Source organism: Nocardia arseniciresistens, from assembly GCF_046764875.1.
GTDB lineage: Bacteria > Actinomycetota > Actinomycetes > Mycobacteriales > Mycobacteriaceae > Nocardia > Nocardia arseniciresistens.
Map to the genome: position 1 here is coordinate 45,451 of NZ_JBKORD010000021.1, position 22,406 is coordinate 67,856.

Annotated in this window: 12 protein-coding genes and 1 tRNA gene; 7 read left to right on the forward strand and 6 right to left on the reverse strand. The window is 66.2% G+C overall.

The window, feature by feature from the left end; genetic code table 11:
- Nucleotides 1-5: 5 nt before the first annotated feature.
- Nucleotides 6-9,365, reverse strand: coding sequence for a fatty acid synthase subunit beta domain-containing protein (locus ACLMAJ_RS32250; protein WP_412017654.1), 9,360 nt, complete (start codon nt 9,363-9,365; stop codon nt 6-8).
- Nucleotides 9,366-9,753: 388 nt separating this feature from the next.
- Here ACLMAJ_RS32250 and ACLMAJ_RS32255 point away from each other — a divergent pair.
- Nucleotides 9,754-9,835, forward strand: a tRNA-Leu gene (locus ACLMAJ_RS32255).
- 294 nt (nt 9,836-10,129) lie between these two features.
- On the opposite strand, the gene ACLMAJ_RS32260 is transcribed toward ACLMAJ_RS32255, so the two are convergent.
- The 4 genes from ACLMAJ_RS32260 to ACLMAJ_RS32275 all read right to left on the reverse strand — a co-directional run bounded on the left by ACLMAJ_RS32260 (nt 10,130) and on the right by ACLMAJ_RS32275 (nt 12,620).
- A complete protein-coding gene (locus tag ACLMAJ_RS32260; protein ID WP_412017655.1) occupies nt 10,130-10,342 on the reverse strand; it encodes a hypothetical protein in 213 nt (70 codons plus the stop codon).
- Nucleotides 10,343-10,417: 75 nt separating this feature from the next.
- A complete protein-coding gene (locus tag ACLMAJ_RS32265) occupies nt 10,418-11,320 on the reverse strand; it encodes an acyl-CoA thioesterase (RefSeq protein ID WP_412017656.1) in 903 nt (300 codons plus the stop codon).
- Nucleotides 11,317-11,748, reverse strand: a complete 432-nt coding sequence (locus ACLMAJ_RS32270) for a cupin domain-containing protein (RefSeq protein WP_412017657.1) — start codon at nt 11,746-11,748, stop codon at nt 11,317-11,319. The genes ACLMAJ_RS32265 and ACLMAJ_RS32270 overlap by 4 nt, the downstream gene beginning before the upstream one ends.
- Nucleotides 11,745-12,620, reverse strand: coding sequence for a fumarylacetoacetate hydrolase family protein (locus tag ACLMAJ_RS32275; RefSeq protein ID WP_412017658.1), 876 nt, complete (start codon nt 12,618-12,620; stop codon nt 11,745-11,747). Before ACLMAJ_RS32275 ends, ACLMAJ_RS32270 begins: the two co-directional genes overlap by 4 nt.
- Nucleotides 12,621-12,765: 145 nt before the next feature.
- Here ACLMAJ_RS32275 and ACLMAJ_RS32280 point away from each other — a divergent pair, with 145 nt between their 5' ends.
- From ACLMAJ_RS32280 to ACLMAJ_RS32305, 6 genes are all read left to right on the forward strand, one after another.
- Nucleotides 12,766-13,170, forward strand: coding sequence for a RidA family protein (locus ACLMAJ_RS32280; RefSeq protein WP_412017659.1), 405 nt, complete (start codon nt 12,766-12,768; stop codon nt 13,168-13,170).
- A gap of 103 nt (nt 13,171-13,273) precedes the next feature.
- Nucleotides 13,274-14,959: an AMP-binding protein gene (locus tag ACLMAJ_RS32285; protein ID WP_412017660.1), complete on the forward strand. Its 1,686-nt coding sequence runs from the start codon at nt 13,274-13,276 to the stop codon at nt 14,957-14,959.
- A gap of 5 nt (nt 14,960-14,964) precedes the next feature.
- Complete coding sequence (locus tag ACLMAJ_RS32290) at nt 14,965-17,346, forward strand: bifunctional salicylyl-CoA 5-hydroxylase/oxidoreductase (RefSeq protein WP_412017661.1); 2,382 nt, start codon at nt 14,965-14,967, stop codon at nt 17,344-17,346.
- A gap of 179 nt (nt 17,347-17,525) precedes the next feature.
- Entirely contained in the window at nt 17,526-19,028 is a 1,503-nt protein-coding gene (locus ACLMAJ_RS32295) for an aldehyde dehydrogenase family protein (protein ID WP_412017662.1), read from the forward strand.
- Between the two features lie 52 nt (nt 19,029-19,080).
- Nucleotides 19,081-19,884 carry an aminotransferase class IV family protein gene (locus tag ACLMAJ_RS32300; protein ID WP_412017663.1) on the forward strand — a complete coding sequence of 268 codons (804 nt, stop codon included), beginning with the start codon at nt 19,081-19,083 and terminating at the stop codon, nt 19,882-19,884.
- 42 nt (nt 19,885-19,926) lie between these two features.
- A complete protein-coding gene (locus ACLMAJ_RS32305; RefSeq protein ID WP_412017664.1) occupies nt 19,927-21,390 on the forward strand; it encodes an APC family permease in 1,464 nt (487 codons plus the stop codon).
- 101 nt (nt 21,391-21,491) lie between these two features.
- Here the strand turns inward: ACLMAJ_RS32305 and ACLMAJ_RS32310 are convergent, their stop codons facing one another.
- Nucleotides 21,492-22,370 (reverse strand): PaaX family transcriptional regulator, encoded by an 879-nt coding sequence (locus ACLMAJ_RS32310; RefSeq protein ID WP_412017665.1) that lies wholly within the window; start codon nt 22,368-22,370, stop codon nt 21,492-21,494.
- Nucleotides 22,371-22,406: the final 36 nt, after the last annotated feature.

Genomic DNA, 22,406 nt, shown 5'->3' on the forward strand with positions numbered 1-22,406 from the left:
GAAGCCTACGACCCCGCGCGCCCGGCCGCGCGCGAACCATCCGCACCCTGACCGGTATTGCAGCCCCGGCCGTCGGCGCGATACGTGCCGTCGGCCGCGAGGCGGGCATCCGCCGACAGCAGTACATCGGCCTCGAGCTGCCGAATCTGCTTGGACGACGTGCCATCCGCGCCGAGGCGCCGATCGGCCGGCCGCTCGTACAGCGCGGCACCACCACACATGGCCTCGGTGAACCGCTGCCGACCCGCGAGCTGCCGCTCCTGCGCCCTGCGCTGGTACTCCTCGCGCTGTCCCGGCTCGATCGCCTGAACGAACGCCTCGGGGTGCACCACCGCGAGCAGACCCGATACATGGCCGAAGCCGAGCGAGGTCACCAGACCAGCCTTGAGCGGGAACCGATCGCCGAAGCGCAGCGGCTCGCGCGCCCACACCAGGTGCGGGTAGGCCTGCATCTTCTCGTCGACGCAGTCCAAGCTGCGGTTGGGCGGAACAACACCCTGCTCGAGCACCTGGCACAGGCCGATCAGCTGGAACGCGGCCGCGCCGCCCTTGGCGTGCCCGGTCAGGCTCTTCTGTGAGACGACGAACAGCGGTGCGCCCGTCGAACGACCGATCGCGTCGGCAAGCCGCTCGTGCAGCTCGGACTCGTTGGGATCGTTTGCCGCGGTGGAGGTGTCGTGCTTGGAGACCACCGCGATATCGTCCGGACCGACGCCGAGCTTGCGCAGCTCGGTGGCGAACCGGGATTCCCTGCCACCGCGGCCCGCACCGAGCGCGCCGAGGCCGGGAGCCGGAATCGAGGTGTGCACGCCGTCGCCGAAGGACTGCGCCCACGCAACGACACCGAGGACGGGAAGTCCCATCTGCACCGCGACGTCACCGCGGGCCAGCAGCACGGTGCCACCACCCTGCGATTCCACGAACCCGCCGCGACGGCGGTCGTTGGCGCGGGAGAAGTACCTGTCGCTGATGCCCTTCGCGCTCATGGCCGCCGAGTCCGCGGTCGCCGACATGTCACCGAAGCCCTTGATGCCCTCGATGCCGAGATCGTCGAAGCCGCCCGCGACCACCAGTTCGGCTTTGCCGAGCCGGATCTTGTCGACGCCTTCCTCGACCGATACCGCGGCGGTCGCGCAGGCGGCCACCGGGTGCACCATCGCGCCGTAGCTGCCCACGTAGGACTGAACCACATGCGCCAGTGCCACATTCGGCAGCGCTTCCTGCAGGATGTCGTTCGGCGTCGGCTCACCGAGCAGCGAATCGATGTAGAGCGAGCGCATCGCGGACATGCCGCCCATGCCGGTGCCCTGGGTATTGGCCACCAGCGACGGGTGCACCCAGCGCATCAGTTCGACCGGGCTGAACCCGGAACTGATGAACGCGTCGACCGTGGTGACGATGTTCCACAGCGCCACCCGATCCACCGAGCTCGCCATATCGGCCGAGATGCCCCAGATGGTCGGATCCCAGCCGGTGGGGATCTGGCCACCGACGGTCCGCGAGATCTTCGCCCTGCGCGGCACCCGAATCTCGGTGCCCGCCTTGCGGGTCACCGTCCAGTCGCCGGATTCCGGCACCGGCACGATCACCGTGTGCTCGGGGTCGGCGGCGTGGAAGGAGCGGGCATCGGCCTCGGTGCCGACGGTGAACGAGAGGTCCTTGTCCAGGAACACCGACGTCATCAGCGGCGAGGTGTTGTCGATCATGGCGCCGTCGTCGCCGTAGCGGCGCACGCCGCAGCGCGCGACCACCGCGTCGTGGTACTTCTCGGCCAGCTCGGATTCGGGCACGTAGTCACCGGTTTCGGCGTCGTACCAGCCGGGCTTGGGGTCGTTCTCCCAGCCGACCATGCCGGTGCTCCAGGCAAGCTCGAGGACGCCCGCGGCCGAGAGTTCGTCCTCGACCTCCATCTCGAAGCGAGTGCGCGAGGAACCGTACGGGCCGAGCTCGCCGGCACCGACGATGACAACCATATCGGCCAGATCGGCGGTGACAGCGCCCCATTCCGGCACCGGCAGCGCCGAGGTCATGGTCGGCGGCGCGGGCAACGCGGCGATGGTGACAGTCGAGTCGACCTCGTCGGTCGCCGCCTCAGCGGCCTCCTGCGCCTGTTTGGCAAGCGCGGGCAGGTCGAGCTTGGCCCGAGCCAGTCCACCGGTCAGGTCGAGCTGCTGGGGGCCGGTGACGGTCACCTGACGAGCCCGCGAGGTGCACCACTTGAGCAGCTCGTCGGCCATCTCCGCGGTGGACCACGTTTGCACGCCGGCCTTTTCGACCGCCTCGACCATCGGGTCGTTGTGGCCCATCAGACCGGTGCCGCGCACCCAGCCGATCATGGCGTGCACCAGGGTGACTCGTGCCGACCACGACTTCTCGGCCCGCCATTTGGCCACGATCGCGTCGAGCGCCGCCTTGGACTCGCCGTAGGCGCCGTCGCCGCCGAACAGGCCGCGATTGGGCGAACCGGGAAGCACCACATGCAGTTTCGCGTCGACGTCGTGATCGGCGCCGAGCTTGGACAGCCCGCCGATCAGCTTCTCCACCGACCAGAGCAGCACGCGCATTTCCATTTCGGCGCGAGCACCGGCGTCGGCGAGGTCGCCTGCCACTCGCGGCGCCGCGAACGGCAGCAGCAGAGTCGGCGTCATCGCGTCCTTGGTCTTGATCTTCGCGCCACCCGCATTGTCGACCTGCTCGGTGCCGACCCAGTCGATCAGTGCGTCGATGTCCTGGTAGGAGGCCATGTTCGCGGGCACAACCCACAGGGCGGCACCGTGCCTGGCGTTCTCGCGGTACAGCTTCCGGTAGAAGCCGAGCCGCGCGTCGTTCAGACCGGAGGTGGTGACGATGACGGTAGCTCCGCCACCGAGCAGCCGCCCCGTGACCGAGGCCGCGATGGATCCCTTACTCGCACCGGTGATCACGGCGATGTCCGAGGACCACAGGCCGGACTCTTCGGTACTCAGCGCGGCTTCGGCAATGCGCTCGTACAGCCGGGCGAGCACCGAGCGTGCCTCGTGCTTGGCCCGATCGCGCCACCAGTTCGCCTGTGCGGCAACGGCTTCGCCCGCACCGAGGAATCCGACGACCGGACCCTCGCCGGAGCCGGCGTCATCGAGCAGCCACAGCTTCGCGAGATCCTCGCGGGCGGTGGCCCAGCGATCGTCGATCAGCACTGCCTTGCGTGCGTCGAACGCCGGCGCGACCAGCCGCGGCCAGTCCGAGCCGAGTTCCGCCGACACCAGCTCGACAAGCGAATCGTCGCTCGCCTCCGGCGCGGAAACCTCTTCGGCAAGGCCGAGCTGCTCGAGCACCACCCGAGCGGCGGTAGCGAGCACGCCGTCGCGCCCGGTGATCTGCTCGGTGAACTCGCCGAGTGCGGCCGCGTCCACCGTGGCACCGCCACCGCCACCCACGCTCGGCAACGACACCGCGACACCGCGACGGGCCGCGACGGCCTGCACCGCGACGTCGATGGCCGCGTCGACCGATGCGGAATCGCTCAGCGCGCCGGAGACCAGTCCGCCGAGGTCACCGCCGCGCACGCTGACGCCCTCACGGGTGCCGAGCGAAACTTCGGCGGTCACATGGTTGGCCCAGCCGTCGCCCAGCTCCCAGACCTTCTTGACGCGCTCGGCGATGGCGGCGGGCCGCTTGCCGGACGGGCCGAAGACCTTACGCAGGTGGTCACCGATGGAATCGGAAAGCACGGAGCCGAAGGGCTTGTAGGTACGAGCCAGGCGCTCGACAGTGACGGAAAGCGCGCCCATGTCGGCATCGGCCGCACCGTCGATGGCACCGAGTGACAGCTCCGAGCCGAGGTCGACGAGCAGCTGGTTACGCCGAGAGGAGACACCGTCGCACAGACCCTCGATGGTGTCGACCGGGCCGATCTGATCCAGCCGCAGCTTGGTCCACAGCGCGATGAGCACGCGGGTGGCGTCGGCCGCACTGAAGGTGAGGTCGTCCGGACGCGGGCCACCCGAGCTGGGCGCGGGCGCCGCGACCGGCGCGGCCGCGGCAGTAGCGGCGACGGGTGCGGATTCGGTCGGCTCATCGACGGGATCGTCCGCGGGTGCGGGATCGGTGTCGGTCGCGTAGACGACTCCTGCCTCGCGCTCGATGTTGAGCACCTCCACCGTCGCGGTGGAGAACGCGGGCAGCTTCAGCGTCTGGCTGGCCAGGTTCGCCACCGTCGGGGTGGCGCCGAGTCCGATCTCGACGAACCGCTCGACGCCGAGACCGCCGTGTGCGGTGTCGGTGAACAGCAGGTCCTGAGTTTCGATCCAGCGGACCGGGCTGGCGAACTGCCAGGCGAGCAGCTCGATCAGCACCACACGGCAGAGCTCGGTCGGCCGCGACGCCCAGGTGTCGAAGTCGGCGAGCACCGCGGCGAGCGGCTCGGAGGGCACCAGGTCCGCGATCTCCTGGACGAAGGCACGCTCCAGCGAGAACGGCTTGGGCACCAGGTTCGGAATGTAGCGCCCGATAAGGATTTCCGGGTGCACGTCCTCGGGCAGCAGTTGCTCGAGCTTCTGCCGGAACTCCGGAACGCCCTCGCGCAGCACCGTGGAATGGAACGGCACGTCGATACCGGGCACCAGAATGAAGGCGCGCTTACCGCCGAATTCCGCGCGGCGGCGGTCGATCTCGGTCTCCAACGCCTCCAGCCCGGCGACGGTGCCCGCGATCGCGTACTGCGAGCCGCGCAGGTTCAGGTTGACGACCTCGAGGAACTCGCCGGTCCGCTCGCCGATGCCGGAGACGAAGCCGATGACCTCGTCGTCGGGCAGCCCGATCTGCGACGGGCGGATGGCGGCCATCCGGTAGTCGCTGCGGCCCTGCGCATCACGCGGCACCAGCTCGTGCATGGCGGAACCGCGCTGGAAGACGACCTCCAGCACCGCCTCCAGCGGCAGCACGCCCGCGACCGCCGCGAGAGCGTTGTATTCGCCGACCGAGTGTCCGGCCAGCATTGCGCCTTCGACGAAGGCTCCTGCCTCGCGCAACTCGGCGACCTGGGCGACACCGAGCACCGCCATCGCCACCTGGGTGAACTGGGTCAGGTGCAGTACGCCGTCCGGGTGGCGGTGTTCGACACCGCGCGCCTTCAGGTAGGTCGGGTTGTCACGAACGACCGCGAGGATCGAGAAACCGAGCGCGGCACGCAGGTGCTTGTCGGCACGCTCCCAGATCTCCTTCGCGGCCTTGGAACGGGCGCGGGCGTCCAGCCCCATGCCCTTGCGCTGAATACCCTGGCCCGGGAAGGCGTAGACGGTCTTAGGCGCTGCGGTGCGACCGGTCGCGGTCATCACCAGATTGCCATCGGTCCGGCAGGACACCTCGACGATCTCGCTACCCGCGTCGACGGCGATCCGCTCGACCCGCACATCGATCTCCGCGTCGGGACGGACCATGCCGAGGAACCGGGTGGTCCATGCCGTCAGGGTCCGTGCGGGCACGGTTGCCGACGGATCGAGGGCCGACACCGCGTGCTGCGCGGCGGCCGAGAGCCACATGCCGTGCACGATCGGGCTGCCGAGTCCGGCCAGCTTGGCCGCGGCGTCGCTGGTGTGGATGGGGTTGTGGTCACCGGAGACCGCGGCGAAGGCGTGCATGGCGCGCGGCGCGACCATCGTCACGTCGCGGCGGCGCCTGCGCGGGCTGTCGGTGGCCGCGTCGGACACCACCCCCGCGGCGCGCGGCGGATCGGTCAGCTCGCCCGCGCCGTTGCGGCCGCGGATGGCGAAGCGTTCGGTGAGCGTCGCTACGGTCGGCAAGGACATCCCGGTTTCGGGCTTGTCGAGCATGCCGGTGATCTTCACCTGCACCTCGACGACGCGCCCGAGGTCGGTGTCGAGGGTCTCGCCCGCCTCCGCACGCACCACGAGAACACTTGTCTCGGCAGGCAATTCGCCGATCAGTGCGATCTGATGGTCGAGGTGGACCAGGTCGAGCATGCCCTCGATGACACTGTCGCCCGACGCGCTGCGCGCCGCGCCGAGCACCGCGAACACGGCGGGCCAGCAGGCGCCGACGAGCACGTCGGGAACGGTGCGGCCGAGCGTGCTCAGCGTCGTCGGCAGGCCGGAGGCGGTGACTCCGGCGTGATCGGCGATGAGGTCGGGCGTCCACGCCACATTGAGGTGCGCGACATTGCCCTTCACCTCGGGCAGCGACTGGCCCGCGGCGACCGCGAGCAGCGCGGACATAGCGGAATCGGCGTCGGCCTCGGTGATGACGGGGGCGCCGCCGTTGAACGTGGAGACCGGCACGGTGATCCGAATGCGCACGGCGTCGGAACCGAGCAGTGGTACGCGCAGCTCGAGGTAGGCATCCTCGATGTCCGGCCCTGTCGTCGCGACGAGGGTCGCGCCGGTCGGCGGGTGCAGCGCGCCTTCGCCGTCGACGGTCCATTCGGCGAGGTCACCGAGCCGGTGAACGGGGTTGATGGTAGTGCGGCCCGACCATTCGACGTCCGGTGCGGCGAGCACCGTGTCGATGGCGCCCGCGGTCACGCCCGCGACACGCCTCGCGTCGATCGCGACGGGCACGACACCCGCACGGATGAGCGAGTAGGCCGCGTCCTTCTCGAACCGGTCGAGCAGCTCGCCGACCGGCTCGTCGACGCGGGTGATACCGGCGACGGCCACCGTGCCGGGGATGACGCAGACCTGGTCGGCCGAGTAACGCGCGTCATGCGCCTGCCACAGCGAATCCGAGCGCCACCAGCGGCGCACATCGCCGTCGACGACGGGCACGAAGTTCACCGGCTTGCCCGGCGTCTTGCACAGCGAGATGAAGAACGGCACATCGGCCGGATGCAGCATGGTCTGTTGCGCGTGCGGGTACGCCTTCTTCAGCGTGCACAGCGCCTGGACCGGGCTTTCGAAGGCATCGTCACCGACGAACAGGGTCGCGATCTCGCCGCGATCGGCGGGGTTGAGCCGAGACTCGGTGCGACGCAACATGTCCGCGAAGCGATCACGCCAGGTGATGTCCAGCCACACCGAGCTGGTCGCGTCGAGGAAGGCCTCGCCGAGATCACTACCGCAGTCGAAGTCCTTGCGACGGTCGAGACCGACCGCGAGCTCGACGTAGCGCTCGAGCCAGTCGAGGTAGGTCATCGTGGTCAGGTCGCCGAAGTACGGCTTGGCCGTGGAATTCAGGGCCGCGATGATCTCCTCGCGGCGCTCAGCGACCGCGTCGGCGTCGCCTGCGACCTCGTCGAGCAGACGGCCGGTACGCGAGGCCGCATTGTCGATCTCGTGGATGTCCGCGCCCAATTGGCTACGACCCGAGGCCATTCCGCCGTTCGCGGTGCCCGCGCCGACCCAGTCCGGGGTGCCGGGGGTGTCGACGAGCAGCTGCTTCACCTCGGGAGCGGTGGTGGCCTCCAGCGTCGCCATCGCCGCGGTGCCGATCAGCACGCCGTCCAGTGGCATCACCGGATAGCCGTGTGGCACCGCCCATTCGCCGGTCAGGTACTCGGTGGCACGCTCGGGCGTTCCGATGCCGCCGCCGACGCAGATCACCACATTGTCGCGGTTGCGCAGCTCGGCATAGGTGGCGAGCAGCAGGTCGTCCAGGTCTTCCCAAGAGTGGTGTCCGCCGGCGCGGCCGCCCTCGATGTGCATGATCACCGGGTAGGTCGGCACCTCGTCGGCGATGCGAAGCACCGCGCGGATCTGGGCCACGGTGCCAGGCTTGAATGCCACGTGGGAGATGCCGACCTCGGTCAGCTCCTCGATGAGCGCGACGGCTTCCTCGAGCTCGGGGATACCGGCGGTGACGATGACGCCGTCGAAAGGCGCACCGGCGGCGCGGGCCTTCTGTACAAGGCGCTTGCCGCCCAGCTGTAGCTTCCACAGGTACGGGTCGAGGAACAGCGAGTTGAACTGCACCGAGCGGCCCGGGTGCAACAGCGTCTTCAGCTCGGCCACTCGGTCGGCGAAGATCTGCTCGGTCACCTGGCCGCCACCGGCGAGCTCCGCCCAGTGGCCCGCATTCGCCGCCGCCGCAACGATTTTGGCGTCGACAGTGGTCGGCGTCATACCGGCGAGCAGGATCGGCGAGCGGCCGGTCAGTTTGGTGAACGCGGTCTCGAGCACGATGCGCCCGTTGGGCAGTCGCACCGGACGCGGCGCGAACGCCGTCCAGGGTGCCGCCACCTCGCGGGCGGCGCCCGGGGTCAGCAGTTCACGCTGACCGGCGCGAGTCGCGGCCGCGACGGTGCCGACACCGGTGCCCTTGAGCGAGCCGCCGGTGAGCCTGCTGAGCAGATCGCCGGGGCCGAGGTCCAGAATCCATTGTGCGCCGGCGGTGACAACACCATCCACGGTCTCGACCCAATCGATCGGGTCGACCAGGATCTCCTGCGCCAGCGCACCGGCGAGTGCCGCATCGATACCGCACTGGCCGGCCCATCCGGCCACCAGATCCACGGTGTCGGCCAATGCCGGGTGATGGAACGCGACATCGACGGCGACGTCCTCGAAGACCGGCGCGAACACCGCACCACCGCGAGTCTTCGAGTCACGCTCGCGTGACTGCGCGTCGTGCATCTGCGCGCAGCGCACCCGCACCCGCTCCAGCTGGGTCGGGGTACCGGACAGCACCGCCCTGCGACGCCCGTTACGAATCGAAACCACCACAGCCGCGGCCGGATCCACGCCTTCGGACACCTCGGCCACCACCGCGCGCAGCTGCTCGGGGTCCACATTCGACACCGCGACCATCGGCGAGCGCTCGCCCACCGGCATCAGCCCACGTCGCCGCGCGACCAAACCCGCAGCGGCACCGATCAATTGCGCGATCGCCAGCAGCTCGGCGTCACGCTCACCGCCGTTCTCGACCGCGGTCGCGGCAAGCCGACCCTGCGAATGACCGACGATGGCCACCGGCGCCTGCTCGACCGGATTCAGTCCCTGCAACCGCAGCGCGCGCATCGCGGCGAGCTGCGTCAGCAACACGCCCGGCATAGACACCACGGCCGAGCGCAACACCTGCTCCGAGGGGGCCGCGGAGGCCTCTCCTTCGTCACCGTCGACGAGCTCGTCCTCGAGCATCCAGCCGATGGGATCAAACCCGACCGGTCGCACCACGAGCAGTTGCGCGGCAACGGGCTCCAGCAGCGCGGCCGCCTCGTTGACCAGCGCGGTCAACTCCGGCTCCAGCGCGCTATCGCGCCCGATCTCCTCGAGCTCACGCAGCCACTGCGCGCCTTGGCCACCAAAGGCCAGCGCGTAGGGTGTGCCATCGAGCAAACGATCCAGCAGCGGGGACCGCGGCCCGCCCGCCTTGGCGGCGGCGACCGCCTTCGCGCTTTTTCCGGTCCCGGTTTCGGTGCTTTCGTTGATCGTCAAGGCGCTTCGACTTCCTTCTCCTGGCGACATGCCCTAGCGGGACACGCCGCTCCCTCCGGTGGGCCGACGTTCCTCAACTGATGGGCTTGATAAGGCCGAGGATGGCACAAAATCATGAGGAAATCCTCACGTTTGCCCCTCACTCGCCTCTCTACTGTCGAGTATTTATGGACTCCCGTACCAGAATATCCGGAAACATGACCCGCCCTCATGTTTGAACCCGCTGGTCCACTCGGTTACTAACCCGTAGGAAACATGAGCGCTCCTCATGTTGTCCGTTACTTAATCGTTATAGTCCCAGGTGGGGTTACCGGCGAGTACGCCACGCCCGGGGGGAGCTTCGCGATCGCGGTCAAGCCCGGTAGTCTTTGGACGGTCGTACCAGCACGCGCGAGTGGCGAAATTGGCAGACGCGCCAGATTTAGGTTCTGGTGTCCACGGACGTAGGGGTTCAAGTCCCCTCTCGCGCACAAAAGCGTGGCAAATCTGCCACATCCAACGGCCCCGTGTTCGAGCGCACTCGAACACGGGGGTTGACCTGTGGCTATCGATGCTGTGCTGCGGATAATTCTGGCGCATCTGCCAGAAGACGCTCTATTGGTGGCGCGCGGAGGAGACTACCCGCCAAAGGGGTGGGCGCGTAGGTGGTTTCGATGATTCCGCCCGTTATCTCACCGCAAGCCCCATTACAGGAGCTGATCCACGGTCCACTCCCCTCGCAGCAAACTGTTCGGTTGGCCAACCCTGATGCCGCATACGGCACGTCAACGGTCGGCGAGGCGGGACGGATCAGCGACCGGCACGTACTGAGCGAGCTTGCCTGGGCACCCGGAACCCGACTTGCCGTCCAGTGCGGGGACCACGGGATCCTGCTCGCCTACCCCGCACCTGATGGTGGCACCGAAGTCACCGACGGCAGCTACTTCCGGGTGCCCTATCGGATAGCCAAAGACCGGTTCACCGCCCTGCACTGGCATAAGCCTCCAACATCATGGGGGCTTCTGTCGTGTCCGGTCAGTGCCGTCCGATTAGCGACACTCTGTTCATCGCATTCACTCGCGGGGGAGACGGACCAGGCCCTGTTGCGCTATCGACGCGAGCAGCTGACCGTCACGAGTGAACAGCGCGGCTCGGGTGCTACCGAGATCGTCACCGAAATGCGGTGCCTCCTGCACGATGGCGATCCATTCGTCGGCGCGGCCATCGGCGTGGAACCACATCGCGTGGTCGAGGCTGGCGGTCATCAAGCCCGCATCGGACCAGGTCACTCCGTGGCGGCGGAGGACGGGCTCGAGCAGGGTGTAGTCACAGATATAGGCGAGCGCCTCGCGGTGGAGTCTCGGTTCGTCGGGCAGCCGGTCGAAGGCGCGGACCCACACCGTTTGCGTCGCCGCCCGGTGGCGCGCGGTCTTGGTATATACGGGCTGTTCGACATGGCGCAGATCGAAGTTGCGTCCGTGTGCCCAGTAGTCGGTGTCCCGGACGGCGGTGCCGGTCACGGCCACCGCCGAGGTGGCGAGCGTCTCGGGATCGGGCAGTTCGGGTGGCATCGCGGCGTGGTTGCGTTGATCTGTCCGAGCCGTGCCCCGGCGGCACGAGGCGGTCGCCCGAAATGTCTCTCGATCACCTTGTCGACCTACGACTGCGCGGACCGCGAATGACCGGCCGTCGCGCACGCGTTCGACCGAATAGGTGCTGGGATGTACGACATCCGCGGCGCTGACGAAGTACCCGTGAATGGAATGGACGACCCAGTCCGGGTCCACGGTGCGTCCGATGGCAGCCACTGCCTGAGCGAGGAGTTCGCCGCCGTAGGCGCGACCGGACGGTATGTGTTGGTGTCCGGCGGTGAATTCGTCGGGTCCGCTCGCGGTCAAGGACAGCGACGCCAGTAATCCGGCGCTGGTGTCGTAATTGCCGCTGTTTCCTGCCGCGGCGGCGGCGTGGACGTTCATGCGCGGCGGTACCCGGTGAGGAGGCTGTCGTCCACGTCATCGAGGTTGACCACGATGTTGTCCGGAGTCCTGCAGGTGAGCCAGACGAGTTCCGCGGTGGTCGACATATTGACCTCGATGTGCGGCATGAACGGTGGAACGAAAACGAAATCACCCGCGCTCATATCGACGTACTGGCTGTACCCGTCGCCGAAGTAGATCCGAGCGACACCGGTGAGCACATACCCACCGGTTTCGGCCTCGCCATGGTGGTGTGGCAACGAGCGGTAACCGGGTTCGTTGGTGACCTTGCCGTACCAGATCCTGGTGGCGGGGGTGTGCTGCGGGCTCACGCCGGAAACGCGGACGGCGCCGCCGGACTGTGCTGTGTCCGCGTACTCGTGACCGGTGCGGGTGACGAGCGGGACGGCTGGGGTGTTGTCGGTCATCGCAGTTCTCTCTCGAATGGGGTGACACCGCTCGTGGAACAGGTGCGAGCGGAAATGGTGATGGTGTTGCGTAGCAGGCCGATACCTTCGATCTCGGTCTCCACAATGGAGCCGTCGTGGAGATACTCCGGCGGTGTCGCGGCCGCACCCACGCCGCCGGGCGTCCCGGTGAGGACGACGTCGCCGGGCCGGAGCGTGGTGAACATGGAGATGTAGGAAAGCAGAGTCGGAGCGTCGAACAGCAGGTCGTCGGTGGTCGAACGCTGGCGGATCACGCCGTCGACGCGACAGGTGATGCGCAACCCGTCGGCGGGGTCGATTTCATCGGCGGTGACGAGCACCGGGCCGATCGGGGTGGTGGCATCGAATGCCTTGCCAGGCAACCACTGTGGTGTGTGGTGCTGCCACGACCGGACCGACACATCGTTGGCGACGCAGTAGCCTGCGATCGCCGCTCGCGCGGTGGCGGCATCGGCCTGATACAAGTCCGCGCCGACCACGACGGCGAGTTCGGCCTCCCAGTCGATCGCGTCGGCCGTGTTCCCCGGTATCGCGATTTCCGAGCGAGCGCCGGTGAGGGTGTCGGCGAACTTGGTGAACAAGGTGGGGTGAACGGGGACGCCGCGCCCCATCTCGGTGATATGCGCGCGGTAGTTGTGACCGCAGCAGATCACTTTGGTCGGCGTGGTGACCACGGCGAGCGGCCCGGCGGTTTCGTCGAGGACAGCCGTGGTCGGCGACGGACTCTTGCCTGCCGCGCGCATCCGTAGATACGCGGCGACATCGGGCGCGTCGAGAGGCTGGCGGCGGTCCGCTTCGACGCACACCACAGTGGACGCGCCGGTCGTGGTCGGGAATGTGGCCAGGTGCATCGTGCCTCCGACAGCTTGTCGTCTGAATTTGTTGCTTTCTATTGACGAGCGTCACGCTAGCGACATATGTTCAGTCTGGCAAGCGCTCGTCGATCGTCGAGTGCGCCGTAGCCGGAGAATGAGGTCGACCGTGCGCGTACGTCACATGAATCCCCCGTCTTTGCCGAGACCGTCCGGCTTCTCGCACGCGAGCAGAGCGGGCGAGCTGGTGTTCCTCGCCGGTCAGACCGCCCTCGATGCGAGCGGCCGAATCGTGTTGGGCGGCATCGTCGAACAATTCAGGCAGGCATTCGGAAATGTCATCGCCGCACTGGAATCAGCGGGCGGGAGTCCGTCCGATCTCACGTCGGTGACGATCTATCTGGTCGACATCCCCGACTATCAGCGCCACGGCACCGAAATCGGCGACATCTGGCGTGAGCTGGCCGGCCCGAACTATCCCGCCATGGCGGGGATCGGCGTCACCGCACTGTGGCAGCCGGAGGCTCTGATCGAGATCCAGGGCGTTGCCATGGTTTCCGGCGACGCGGTTGTCGCCTCACCTGAATGAACTCCTCGGCCAGGCGCGGGCCCACCTCAGCGGACGGTGCCGTGCGTGGTCGATTCCCGTGCTTTGGCGTGCACCGTCCGACGCCTCCCGAGAGGTCATCTCCATGCTCACCATGTCAGCCCACATCGATACCTTCTGCCGGGACAACCTTCCGCCCGCGGAGCACTGGCCGGAATTCGTCACCGACCTGCCCGCGCTGCGCTACCCGGACCGGCTGAACTGCGCGGTCGAGCTGCTCGATCGCACCATCGAGCGGTTCGGACCCGACCACCCGTGCCTGATCGACGCCGACCGCACCTGGACCTACGGTGAAGTTCTCGACCTGGTCGACCGGATCGCGCGAGTCCTCGTCGAGGAGCTCGCGATCGTTACCGGCAACCGCGTTCTGCTGCGCGGCCCGAACACCGCATGGTTGGTCGCCTGCTGGCTTGCTGTCGTCAAGGCCGGTGCGGTCGTTGTCACCACCATGCCACTGCTGCGTGCGGTGGAGCTGACGAAACTGGTCAGCCTCACCAAGCCGGCCGCAGCGCTGTGCGACCATCGGTTCCGAGACGAAATTGATACGGTCGCAGCTGATTTCAAACTTCCGGTGGTCAGCTTCGGTGCGGCAGGGCCCGGCGATCTGGGTGCGCGCGCCGCCCAGTATCCGGGGGGCTTCGCCGCCGTCGACACCGCTGCGGACGACGTCGTGTTACTGGCTCCCACCTCGGGTACGACCGGTGCGCCCAAGGCCACCATGCACTTTCACCGCGATGTCCTCGCGATCGCCGACACGTTCTCCGCGCACGTGGTCGCTCCGCGGCGCGACGACATCTTCGTCGGGACCCCGCCGATCGCGTTCACGTTCGGTCTCGGTGGGTTGGTGATCTTCCCGATGCGCGTCGGCGCATCGACGGTCTTGGTGGAGAAGCCGACCCAGGCCGATCTCGCTGAGGCGATACACAAGAACTCGGCGACAGTGCTTTTCACGGCGCCGACGGCCTACCGTGCCCTGCTGCGCGACGAGCTCACCGACCGGCTGTCGTCACTGCGCCGGTGTGTGTCCGCGGGCGAACATCTACCCGTGTCGGTCTCCGCCGCGTTCTTCGAGGCAACCGGGCTGCGGATCATCGACGGTATCGGCGGCACCGAACTGCTCCATGTGTTCATTTCCGCTGCCGAGAGCGACATCCGACCTGGCTCGACAGGGAAGGAAGTGCCTGGCTTCCGGGCCGAGATCCAGGACGCGAGTGGTAATCCCGTTCCGGACGGCACGCCCGGTGCCCTTGCGGTCAAGGGGCCGACCGGATGCCGCTACCTCGCCGACGCGCGCCAGCGCTCCTACGTCCGCAACGGCTGGAATATGACCGGAGACACCTACACTCGCGACTCCGACGGTCACTTCTGGTATCACGGCCGTAGCGACGACATGATCGTCTCGTCGGGGTACAACATCGGCGCGCCCGAGGTCGAGAGCGTGCTCGACGGTCACCCGGATGTCGCGGAATGCGCGGTGGTCGGGCTGCCCGATCCCGAGCGCGGCACCATCGTGCACGCCGCGATCGTGCTCAGGCCCGGCGTCCGCGGCGACGCCGCGAAAATCGCCGAAATCCAAACCTTCGCCAAGCGCGCGGCCGCGCCGTACAAGTACCCGCGCGGCATCACGTTCGTCGATGCTCTGCCGCGCACCGACAGCGGCAAGCTCCAGCGATTCAAGGTGCGCCAACTGTTGCTCGGCGACACGGTGACCGCCATGCGGTCGGCGCACACCGAGACAGACCAACCCCTGCGCGTTCCCGGACGAAAGTAGACATCATGCGTACAGCCATCGTCGGCGGTGGACCCGCCGGCCTGTACTTCGCCGCCCTGACCGCCACGCTCGACCCCACGCACGAGGTCACCGTGTACGAGCAGAACGCACCGGATGACACATTCGGCTTCGGCGTCGTGTTCTCCGATGAAACCCTCGGCGGCATCGAACACGCCGATCCTGTCGTCTACCGCCGGATGGCGGAGCAGTTCGCGCGCTGGGACGACATCGACATCGATTTCGCCGGCGTGGTCAACACCGCGAGTGGTCAAGGGTTCGCTGCGATGAGCCGCAAGGAGCTGTTGCGCATACTGCAAGAGCGGTGCGCCGAGCTCGGCGTCGAGGTGCGATTCCGCACCAGGGCGCCCGATGTCGAAGAGCTGCGGCGAACCCATGATCTGGTGATCGGCGCCGATGGTCTGAACTCTGCCGTGCGATCCAGGTATCACACCGTATTCGACCCAACTCTCGACCGTCGACAGAACAAATACATGTGGCTCGCAACCACCAGGGTGTTCGAAGCGTTCGAGTTCGTCGTGCGCGATACCAGGTTCGGTGCGATGCAGATCCATGCGTACCCGTTCTCCGACTCGCACAGCACGTTCATTGTGGAAATGCACGAATCTGTTTGGCGCAAAGCCGGTTTCGATGCCTTCGCCGATCGCGAATTCGCATCGGGTGAGAACGACGACAAGTCCATCGCCCTGGTGCAAGATCTGTTCGCCGACGTGCTCGACGGCCACGAGGTCCTGGCCAACAACTCCCGGTGGATCGAGTTCACGACGGTTCGCAACCAACGTTGGCGCCACGAGAACGTTGTGCTGATCGGCGACGCCGCCCACACCGCGCACTTCTCCATCGGCTCCGGTACCAAGCTGGCGATGGAGGACGCGCTGGCGCTCGCGGCCTGTATCCGCGAGAACGACGGTATCGACGCGGCCCTCGCGGCGTACGAGACCGAGCGCCGTCCGGTGGTCGAATCGATCCAGCGCGCGGCGCAGGCGAGTCTGGAATGGTTCGAGTCGATCGGGCAGTACCTCGACCAGGAGCCGGAACAGTTCGCGTTCAATCTGCTCACCCGTAGCCGCCGCATCACCTACGACAATCTGCGGTTACGTGATCACGGATTTCTCGCACGCGTGGACGGTTGGTATCTGGAGCAATCCTCGGACCTCGACGAACCAGCTCGCCCGCCGATGCTCTACCCATTGCAGCTGCGCAGCGTGCGCCTGCCGAACCGGGTCGTCGTCGCGCCGATGGACATGTACTCGGCCACCGATGGCATTCCCGGCGACTTCCACCTTGTCCATCTCGGCGGTAAGGCGCTCGGTGGCGCCGGGCTGGTGATGACGGAGATGGTGTGCGTCTCCCCGGAGGGGCGGATCACGCCGGGCTGCACGGGTCTGTGGAACGACGCCCAGCAGGCATCGTGGCAGCGAATCGTCGAGTTCGCGCACGACCGAACCGACGCGAAGATCGGTGTCCAACTGGGTCACTCGGGACGCAAGGGTTCGACCAAGCGCATGTGGGAAGGTATCGACGATCCACTCGACCACGGAAACTGGGATGTGGTCGGCCCCTCGGCGGTTGCCTACGGCTCGACCAGTCGAACCCCGCGCGAGATCACACGCGTCGAGATGGCTGCGGTGCAGGCATCTTTCGTCGCCGCGGCGCACCGCGCCGCCGCGGCCGGTTTCGATCTTCTGGAAATGCACTGCGCCCACGGCTATCTGCTGTCCTCGTTCTTGTCCCCGCTGGCGAATACGCGGACCGACGAGTTCGGCGGCTCGCTGCACAACCGGATGCGGTTTCCTGTGCAGGTGTTCGACGCGGTACGCCGCGCCTGGCCTGCCGACCGGCCGATGTCGGTCCGCATCTCGGCCACCGACTGGGCAGCGGGCGGCATCACGGTCGACGACGCGGTCGAAATCGCGAAGGTCTTCGCGCAGCACGGGGTGGACGTACTGCACATCTCGTCGGGTCAGGTGGTCAAGCACGAAGCGCCGCAGTACGGCCGGAGCTACCAGACCCCCTTCGCGGACCGTATCCGCAACGAGGTCGGCGTTCGACACGGTGTGCGGGTGATCGCGGTGGGCGCGATCTCGACCTACGACGATGTCAACTCGGTTCTGCTCGCCGGGCGCGCCGACCTCGTCGCCCTCGGTCGAGCGCATCTCTACGACCCGCACTGGACGCTGCATGCCGCCACCGAGCAGGAGTATCAGGGTCCTGGCGTCCGGTGGCCCGACCCGTACGCCGCCGGATCACGTAAGCCGCCAGCGAACCGCAAAGACGGGCCACCGCCACGTCTGGCCCTGGTGCGTGGATCCGAACACGAGCGCCGCAGCACCCGGCGATGGCGCCCCGCCGCCGTCGCCGGGAACTGAGCACAGCCATGAACAGCGCATGTCAGCACGGGGCCACCATGTCGAAAAAATATCTCTTCATATTTTTTGCCGTCATGGATGCGAAATATCAAGAAAGGGTCTAACGTGATCGAGACCCGGCCGATGACGGCGCTCGAGCCCGCACCATAAAGTTTCGGAAAGCATTGAGGATCAATACCGTGACAAGAACAGAGACACAGTCTCCGCACACAGTCGATCTCGACGAGATCTATCGCCCGCTCATAAATGGACACTTCGCCTCGGCGACCTCCGAAAACTTCCCCGCGGTCAACGCCGCGACGGGCGAACACCTTGCGCGCATCACCCGCGGCACGTCGGCCGATGTAGCAAACGCCGTCGCGGCGGCGAAAGCGGCATTCCCCGGTTGGGCCGCGACCACGCTGGAAGAACGTTCGGCGAAGCTGCTAGAACTGGCGCGGGCGATCGAAGAGAATATCGAGAGGCTGGCACTCATCGATGCACTCGATATCGGGCGTCGGGTGGGGGAAACATTCATCGACCACCAGATCGCGCTCGGACAATACCGTTTCTTCGCCGCCGCGGCGCTGACTCACGCCGGGTGGAACAGGTCGATCCCCGGCGGAATAGCCATCGCCAAACGCGAACCGATCGGTGTTGTCGGCCAGATCATTCCGTGGAATGTTCCCGCGATCATGGCCGCTTTCAAGATCGCTCCGGCCTTGGCCGCCGGAAACACCGTAGTCCTCAAGCCCGACGAGCACGCCTCGCTGTCGACGCTGGAGCTCGGCAAACTGATCAGCCAGATATTTCCGCCAGGAGTGGTCAACATCGTCCCCGGCTATGGTGACGAAGCCGGGGCCGCCTTGACCGCGCACCCCGACGTGAAAAAGCTCGCGTTCACGGGCAGCTCCGAGGTCGGCCGGCTGGTCGCGCATGCGGGCGCGGAGCGGTTGGTACCGGTATCGCTGGAGCTCGGCGGCAAGAGCCCCAACATCGTGTTCCCTGATGTCGCCAACGACCTCGATGCCATCGTCGACAACGCCGCGTTCGCCGTGACCTACTGCAACGGCCAGTCCTGTCTGGCCGGGACGAGATTGTTCGTCCACGACGACATCTACGATCCGTTCGTCGACAAGCTCGTCAGCGGATTCGGGCGAATCACAGTGGGATCTCCGCTGGATCCGGCAACCACAGTCAGTGGTCTAGTTTCGGAGAAGCAAGGAAAGCGGGTGCTCGATTACATCGATATCGGGAGATCCGAAGGCGCGGAGCTACTCTTCGGCGGCGCCCGCGCCGACATCCCCGGCAACGAATTCGGCTACTTCATCGAACCGACCATCTTCGCGACGACCAACGACTCACGAATCGCTCAGGAGGAGATCTTCGGTCCGGTGCTATCGGTCATCCGCTGGAACGACTACGACTCGATGATCACCCAGGCCAACAACGTCCGTTACGGATTGGCCGCGGGCCTCTACACCCACAACATCGCCAACGCCATGCGGACCGCGGACGCGCTGGAGGCGGGGTCGGTGTGGGTCAACAAATATTTCAATCTCGTGGACGGCTCGCCGTTCGGCGGATTCAAGGACAGTGGAATCGGCAGTGAATTCTGCGCCGAGACCCTGAATATGTATACCCACCTCAAATCGGTCACGCTGCTCAACGAGCCGGCTCCGGCATTCTTCTTGCCGTCCTGATACTGCTCGACGAGCATTAACCACCTCCTCTAGATCAGAAGGATCGAAAAACATGGGTTCATTTGTCGCGCAACGAAACGGACTTCCCGCGACGGTCGACGATCTGACTCCGCGTGCTTTCTCCGGATTCGCGCACTTCACCGCCATGCAGATACGCGGGGGCGGCGTGCGTGGCCTCGATTTGCATCTGGCTCGACTCCGTACCGCTTCGCAACAGCTCTACGGATCCGCACTGCCCGACGATGCGATCATCGATTACCTCGCGGCGGCCGTCGTGGCAGGCACCGAGGACCTGTCGTTGATGGCGACCGTCTACTCGGAGGAGGGCGAGTTCGTCTCGGCTCCCGATGCGGCGCAGCTCGGAGTTCTTGTTCGAACCGGCGAACCGTTCGACGGGCCCGCAGGCCCACTGGCGCTCGAATCGTTCGAGTACGAGCGAGTTCTCCCGGAGATCAAACACGTCGGCGAGATCGCCAAGACCTACTTCTTCAGAAAGGCGAAGGAAAACGGCTTCGACGACGCGGCGTTCGTCGATCGGCACGGAAAGTTCAGCGAGGCATCCATCTGGAACCTGGCCTTCTGGGACGGTACCTCGGTGGTCTGGCCGGAAGCCGAGAGGCTGCTCGGCACGACGATGTCCATCGTCGGCAGGCAGCTGGAGAACCTGGGTGTGCCACAGCGCGAACAGTCGATCACTCACGCCGACCTCGCTGCTTTGACCGGGGCGGTAGTGATGAACTCCTGGACACCCGCGGTCGCGGTCAGCCGAATCGACTCGGTCGAATTGGCCGACTCGGGCGCACTCACCGACATCATGCACAGGGCCTGGCTGAACGAGCCGATTATCGCACTGTAGCCTTTCGGGCTTTATTATCGAAACATAAATTGAGGCAAAACAATGGCAGAGCTACGATTATCATCCGAGCGCATACCGGCCGAGCGTAAGAAGCTCCGCCTATGGGCCTTGATCGGCGTTTCGGTCGCGACGGTCGGCCCGACCATGGCGATGTCCGGGAATACCCAGGGCATTGTTGGAAGTGTCGGAAAAGGCCTACCCGTCGTCTTCATATTCGGCCTGATCGGCGTAGCTCTGATCGCGCTTGCCTTCGTCGTTCTTACCCGATACACCAACCACGCGGGCAGCGCGTACGGAATAGTCGGCAAGATAATCGGCCCGCGGGCCGGGTTCTTCAGCGGATTCGCGATGGCAGGCGCGTACATCACCCTTGCGATCTGTACGTGCTCGATCTTCGCGGCCTCGACCAATTCGTTCCTCTCCCAGCTGCAAGGTACGGACAACCCGCATCAGCTGCCATGGATCGTTCCGGTACTAGCGGTGGTCGCGGGCTCGGCACTACTGGCAGGGCGTGACATCAGATTCATTGCCACAGTGTTGATGTGGTTCCAAGCGATCGGCGTCGTCGCGATGATAGTGCTGGCGGTGACGATCTTCGCCAAAGGCGGTGCACCTTCGACGGGGTTCGATTTCACGGTGTTCACCTTCGACGCGGTCACGCCGTCCGCCGCTCTCGCCGGTGTGGTGATCGCGTTTCTCTCCTGGGCCGGATTCGAAGCCTGTGTCGCGCTGGGGGAGGAGGGCGACAACCCGCGACGCAACATCCCCGTAGCGCTGGTGGCAACGGTCGCGCTACTCGGCCTGCTGTACCTCACCGTCGTATTCGCACAGGTCATCGGCTTCGGAACGGATGCGGAAGGACTTGCCGCACTTGGTGCGTCAGGTAACACGTTGGGGGAACTCAGCCGAACCTACCTCGGCACACTGTTCAGTCTGGTCATCGTATTCACGGCGGCGATGTCGGCTTTCGCGGCAAACCTCGCGTGTGCTTCGGCGGCCGGGCGGCTCTTGTTCGCCTTCTCGCGTGACGGCTTCGGGCCGAAAGTGCTGTCAAGAGCGGACTCGGCGGGAGGCCCCCGTAATGCCGTAATGGCCGTCATCGCCATCTGTCTAGTGGTGAACACGGTGTCCTGGGCGACGAAATGGCCCAACATGGGCACCGGAAACCCCGCGATCGATTCCTACTTCTTCTTCGCCACTGTCGGCTCTGTCGCACTGATCGTGTGCTATCTGATGGTCGAACTCGCGGCGATCCGATTGGTGGTTTCGCGGCTGCGCTCTCGAACATCAGGTCCTGCATCGGGATTGGTGTTCTGCGTCGCGCTGCTGACCGCGGGCGCGATCGTCATCGTCGTGGTGCTGTGGCAGAACATGAAGAGCCAACCCGAAATCCTCGGGTCTCCCGCCTACCTGGCGATCGCCTGGTGCGCGGTAGGCCTCGCGATTTCGATGGGTGCGGTGAAGTTGTCACGCCGAATCGGGCAGACGATGACCGCAGAGCGGTGACCCGCGCACCATAGATCCAGAATGGATGAGGGGCTTGTGGAGTCGGATTGCGCCACAACGCAATCCGACTCCACAAGTGTGTCGGCGGTCCGCTACGGTAACTACGCGTTGGTGCGGCAGGAATCGAGAACGACATCGGCATGTTGTTGCGCTGGTCCGCGAAGTCGCTTGTGCAGGCGATCGAACAGGGCTTCGGCTTCGATACCGGGCCAATCGCTCGGGAGTAGTGCGATGGGAAGCCCGGGGTCCATGTACGGTAGGCGCCGCCACTCGGTCAACATCGGGACGTATGCGGCGAACGCTCTACTCGGCTCTATGCGCCGGCCAACCGACCAGTCGGCGATCGGAGTGTAGCGGTCGATAAAGCTCGAATACAGCGCGGCGAGCTGGTCGAAATCCCACCATCGTTGTATCGCCACTTCGATCGGTGTGAAGCACACGTGCCGGACCTCGAATATTTCGACGTAGGTATCGAGACCGAGGCGCGCAAGGCGCGGCCGCACTTCGTCGCACATGTGGCCAGGAGCGATCCAAACCCCCGGCCCCACAGTCCCGAATCCGGCTCGCGTCAAAGTCGCGCGCAGCTCGTGGCGGCGCTCCCGCTCGGACTCCGGCACCGAGAACACGACCATTACCCACTCGTCATCGACGGTGGCCCTGCGACGATCGAAGATACGATGATCACCCTCGGCCACCACGTCGAGACCCGAAGTGGACAGCGCGTACCCGGTCACTCCGGAGCGTTTCTGGCTCTCCAGGATGCCGCGACGCTTGAGCCGCGACACCGACGATCTGACTGCGGGTTCATCGGTGCCGAGGTTGCCCATCAGCTTGACGATGGTGGAAATCGACAGCCAGTTGTCTTGCGGGCGCGCGTATAGCCCGAACAGTGTGACGATGAGCCGTCTCGACGGCGGGCCGTCGTTTGGCAGACGCACGTCGGTCTGATCGTTGACAACGAGCACAGAAGATGTCGACATGGCACTCTCGGTAGACGGACCGGTTGTCGTCAGCGA

What these genes read in the sequence shown, in the direction of transcription:
- ACLMAJ_RS32260 (WP_412017655.1), bottom strand. Translation starts at nt 10,342, where the DNA reads ATGCCAGTGCAGGGCGGTGAACCGGTCTTTGGCTATCCGATAGGGCAC.
- ACLMAJ_RS32270 (WP_412017657.1), bottom strand. Translation starts at nt 11,748, where the DNA reads ATGACCGACAACACCCCAGCCGTCCCGCTCGTCACCCGCACCGGTCAC.
- ACLMAJ_RS32275 (WP_412017658.1), bottom strand. Translation starts at nt 12,620, where the DNA reads ATGCACCTGGCCACATTCCCGACCACGACCGGCGCGTCCACTGTGGTG.
- ACLMAJ_RS32305 (WP_412017664.1), top strand. Translation starts at nt 19,927, where the DNA reads ATGGCAGAGCTACGATTATCATCCGAGCGCATACCGGCCGAGCGTAAG.
- ACLMAJ_RS32265 (WP_412017656.1), bottom strand. Translation starts at nt 11,320, where the DNA reads ATGAACGTCCACGCCGCCGCCGCGGCAGGAAACAGCGGCAATTACGAC.
- ACLMAJ_RS32290 (WP_412017661.1), top strand. Translation starts at nt 14,965, where the DNA reads ATGCGTACAGCCATCGTCGGCGGTGGACCCGCCGGCCTGTACTTCGCC.
- ACLMAJ_RS32310 (WP_412017665.1), bottom strand. Translation starts at nt 22,370, where the DNA reads ATGTCGACATCTTCTGTGCTCGTTGTCAACGATCAGACCGACGTGCGT.
- ACLMAJ_RS32300 (WP_412017663.1), top strand. Translation starts at nt 19,081, where the DNA reads ATGGGTTCATTTGTCGCGCAACGAAACGGACTTCCCGCGACGGTCGAC.
- ACLMAJ_RS32285 (WP_412017660.1), top strand. Translation starts at nt 13,274, where the DNA reads ATGCTCACCATGTCAGCCCACATCGATACCTTCTGCCGGGACAACCTT.
- ACLMAJ_RS32280 (WP_412017659.1), top strand. Translation starts at nt 12,766, where the DNA reads ATGAATCCCCCGTCTTTGCCGAGACCGTCCGGCTTCTCGCACGCGAGC.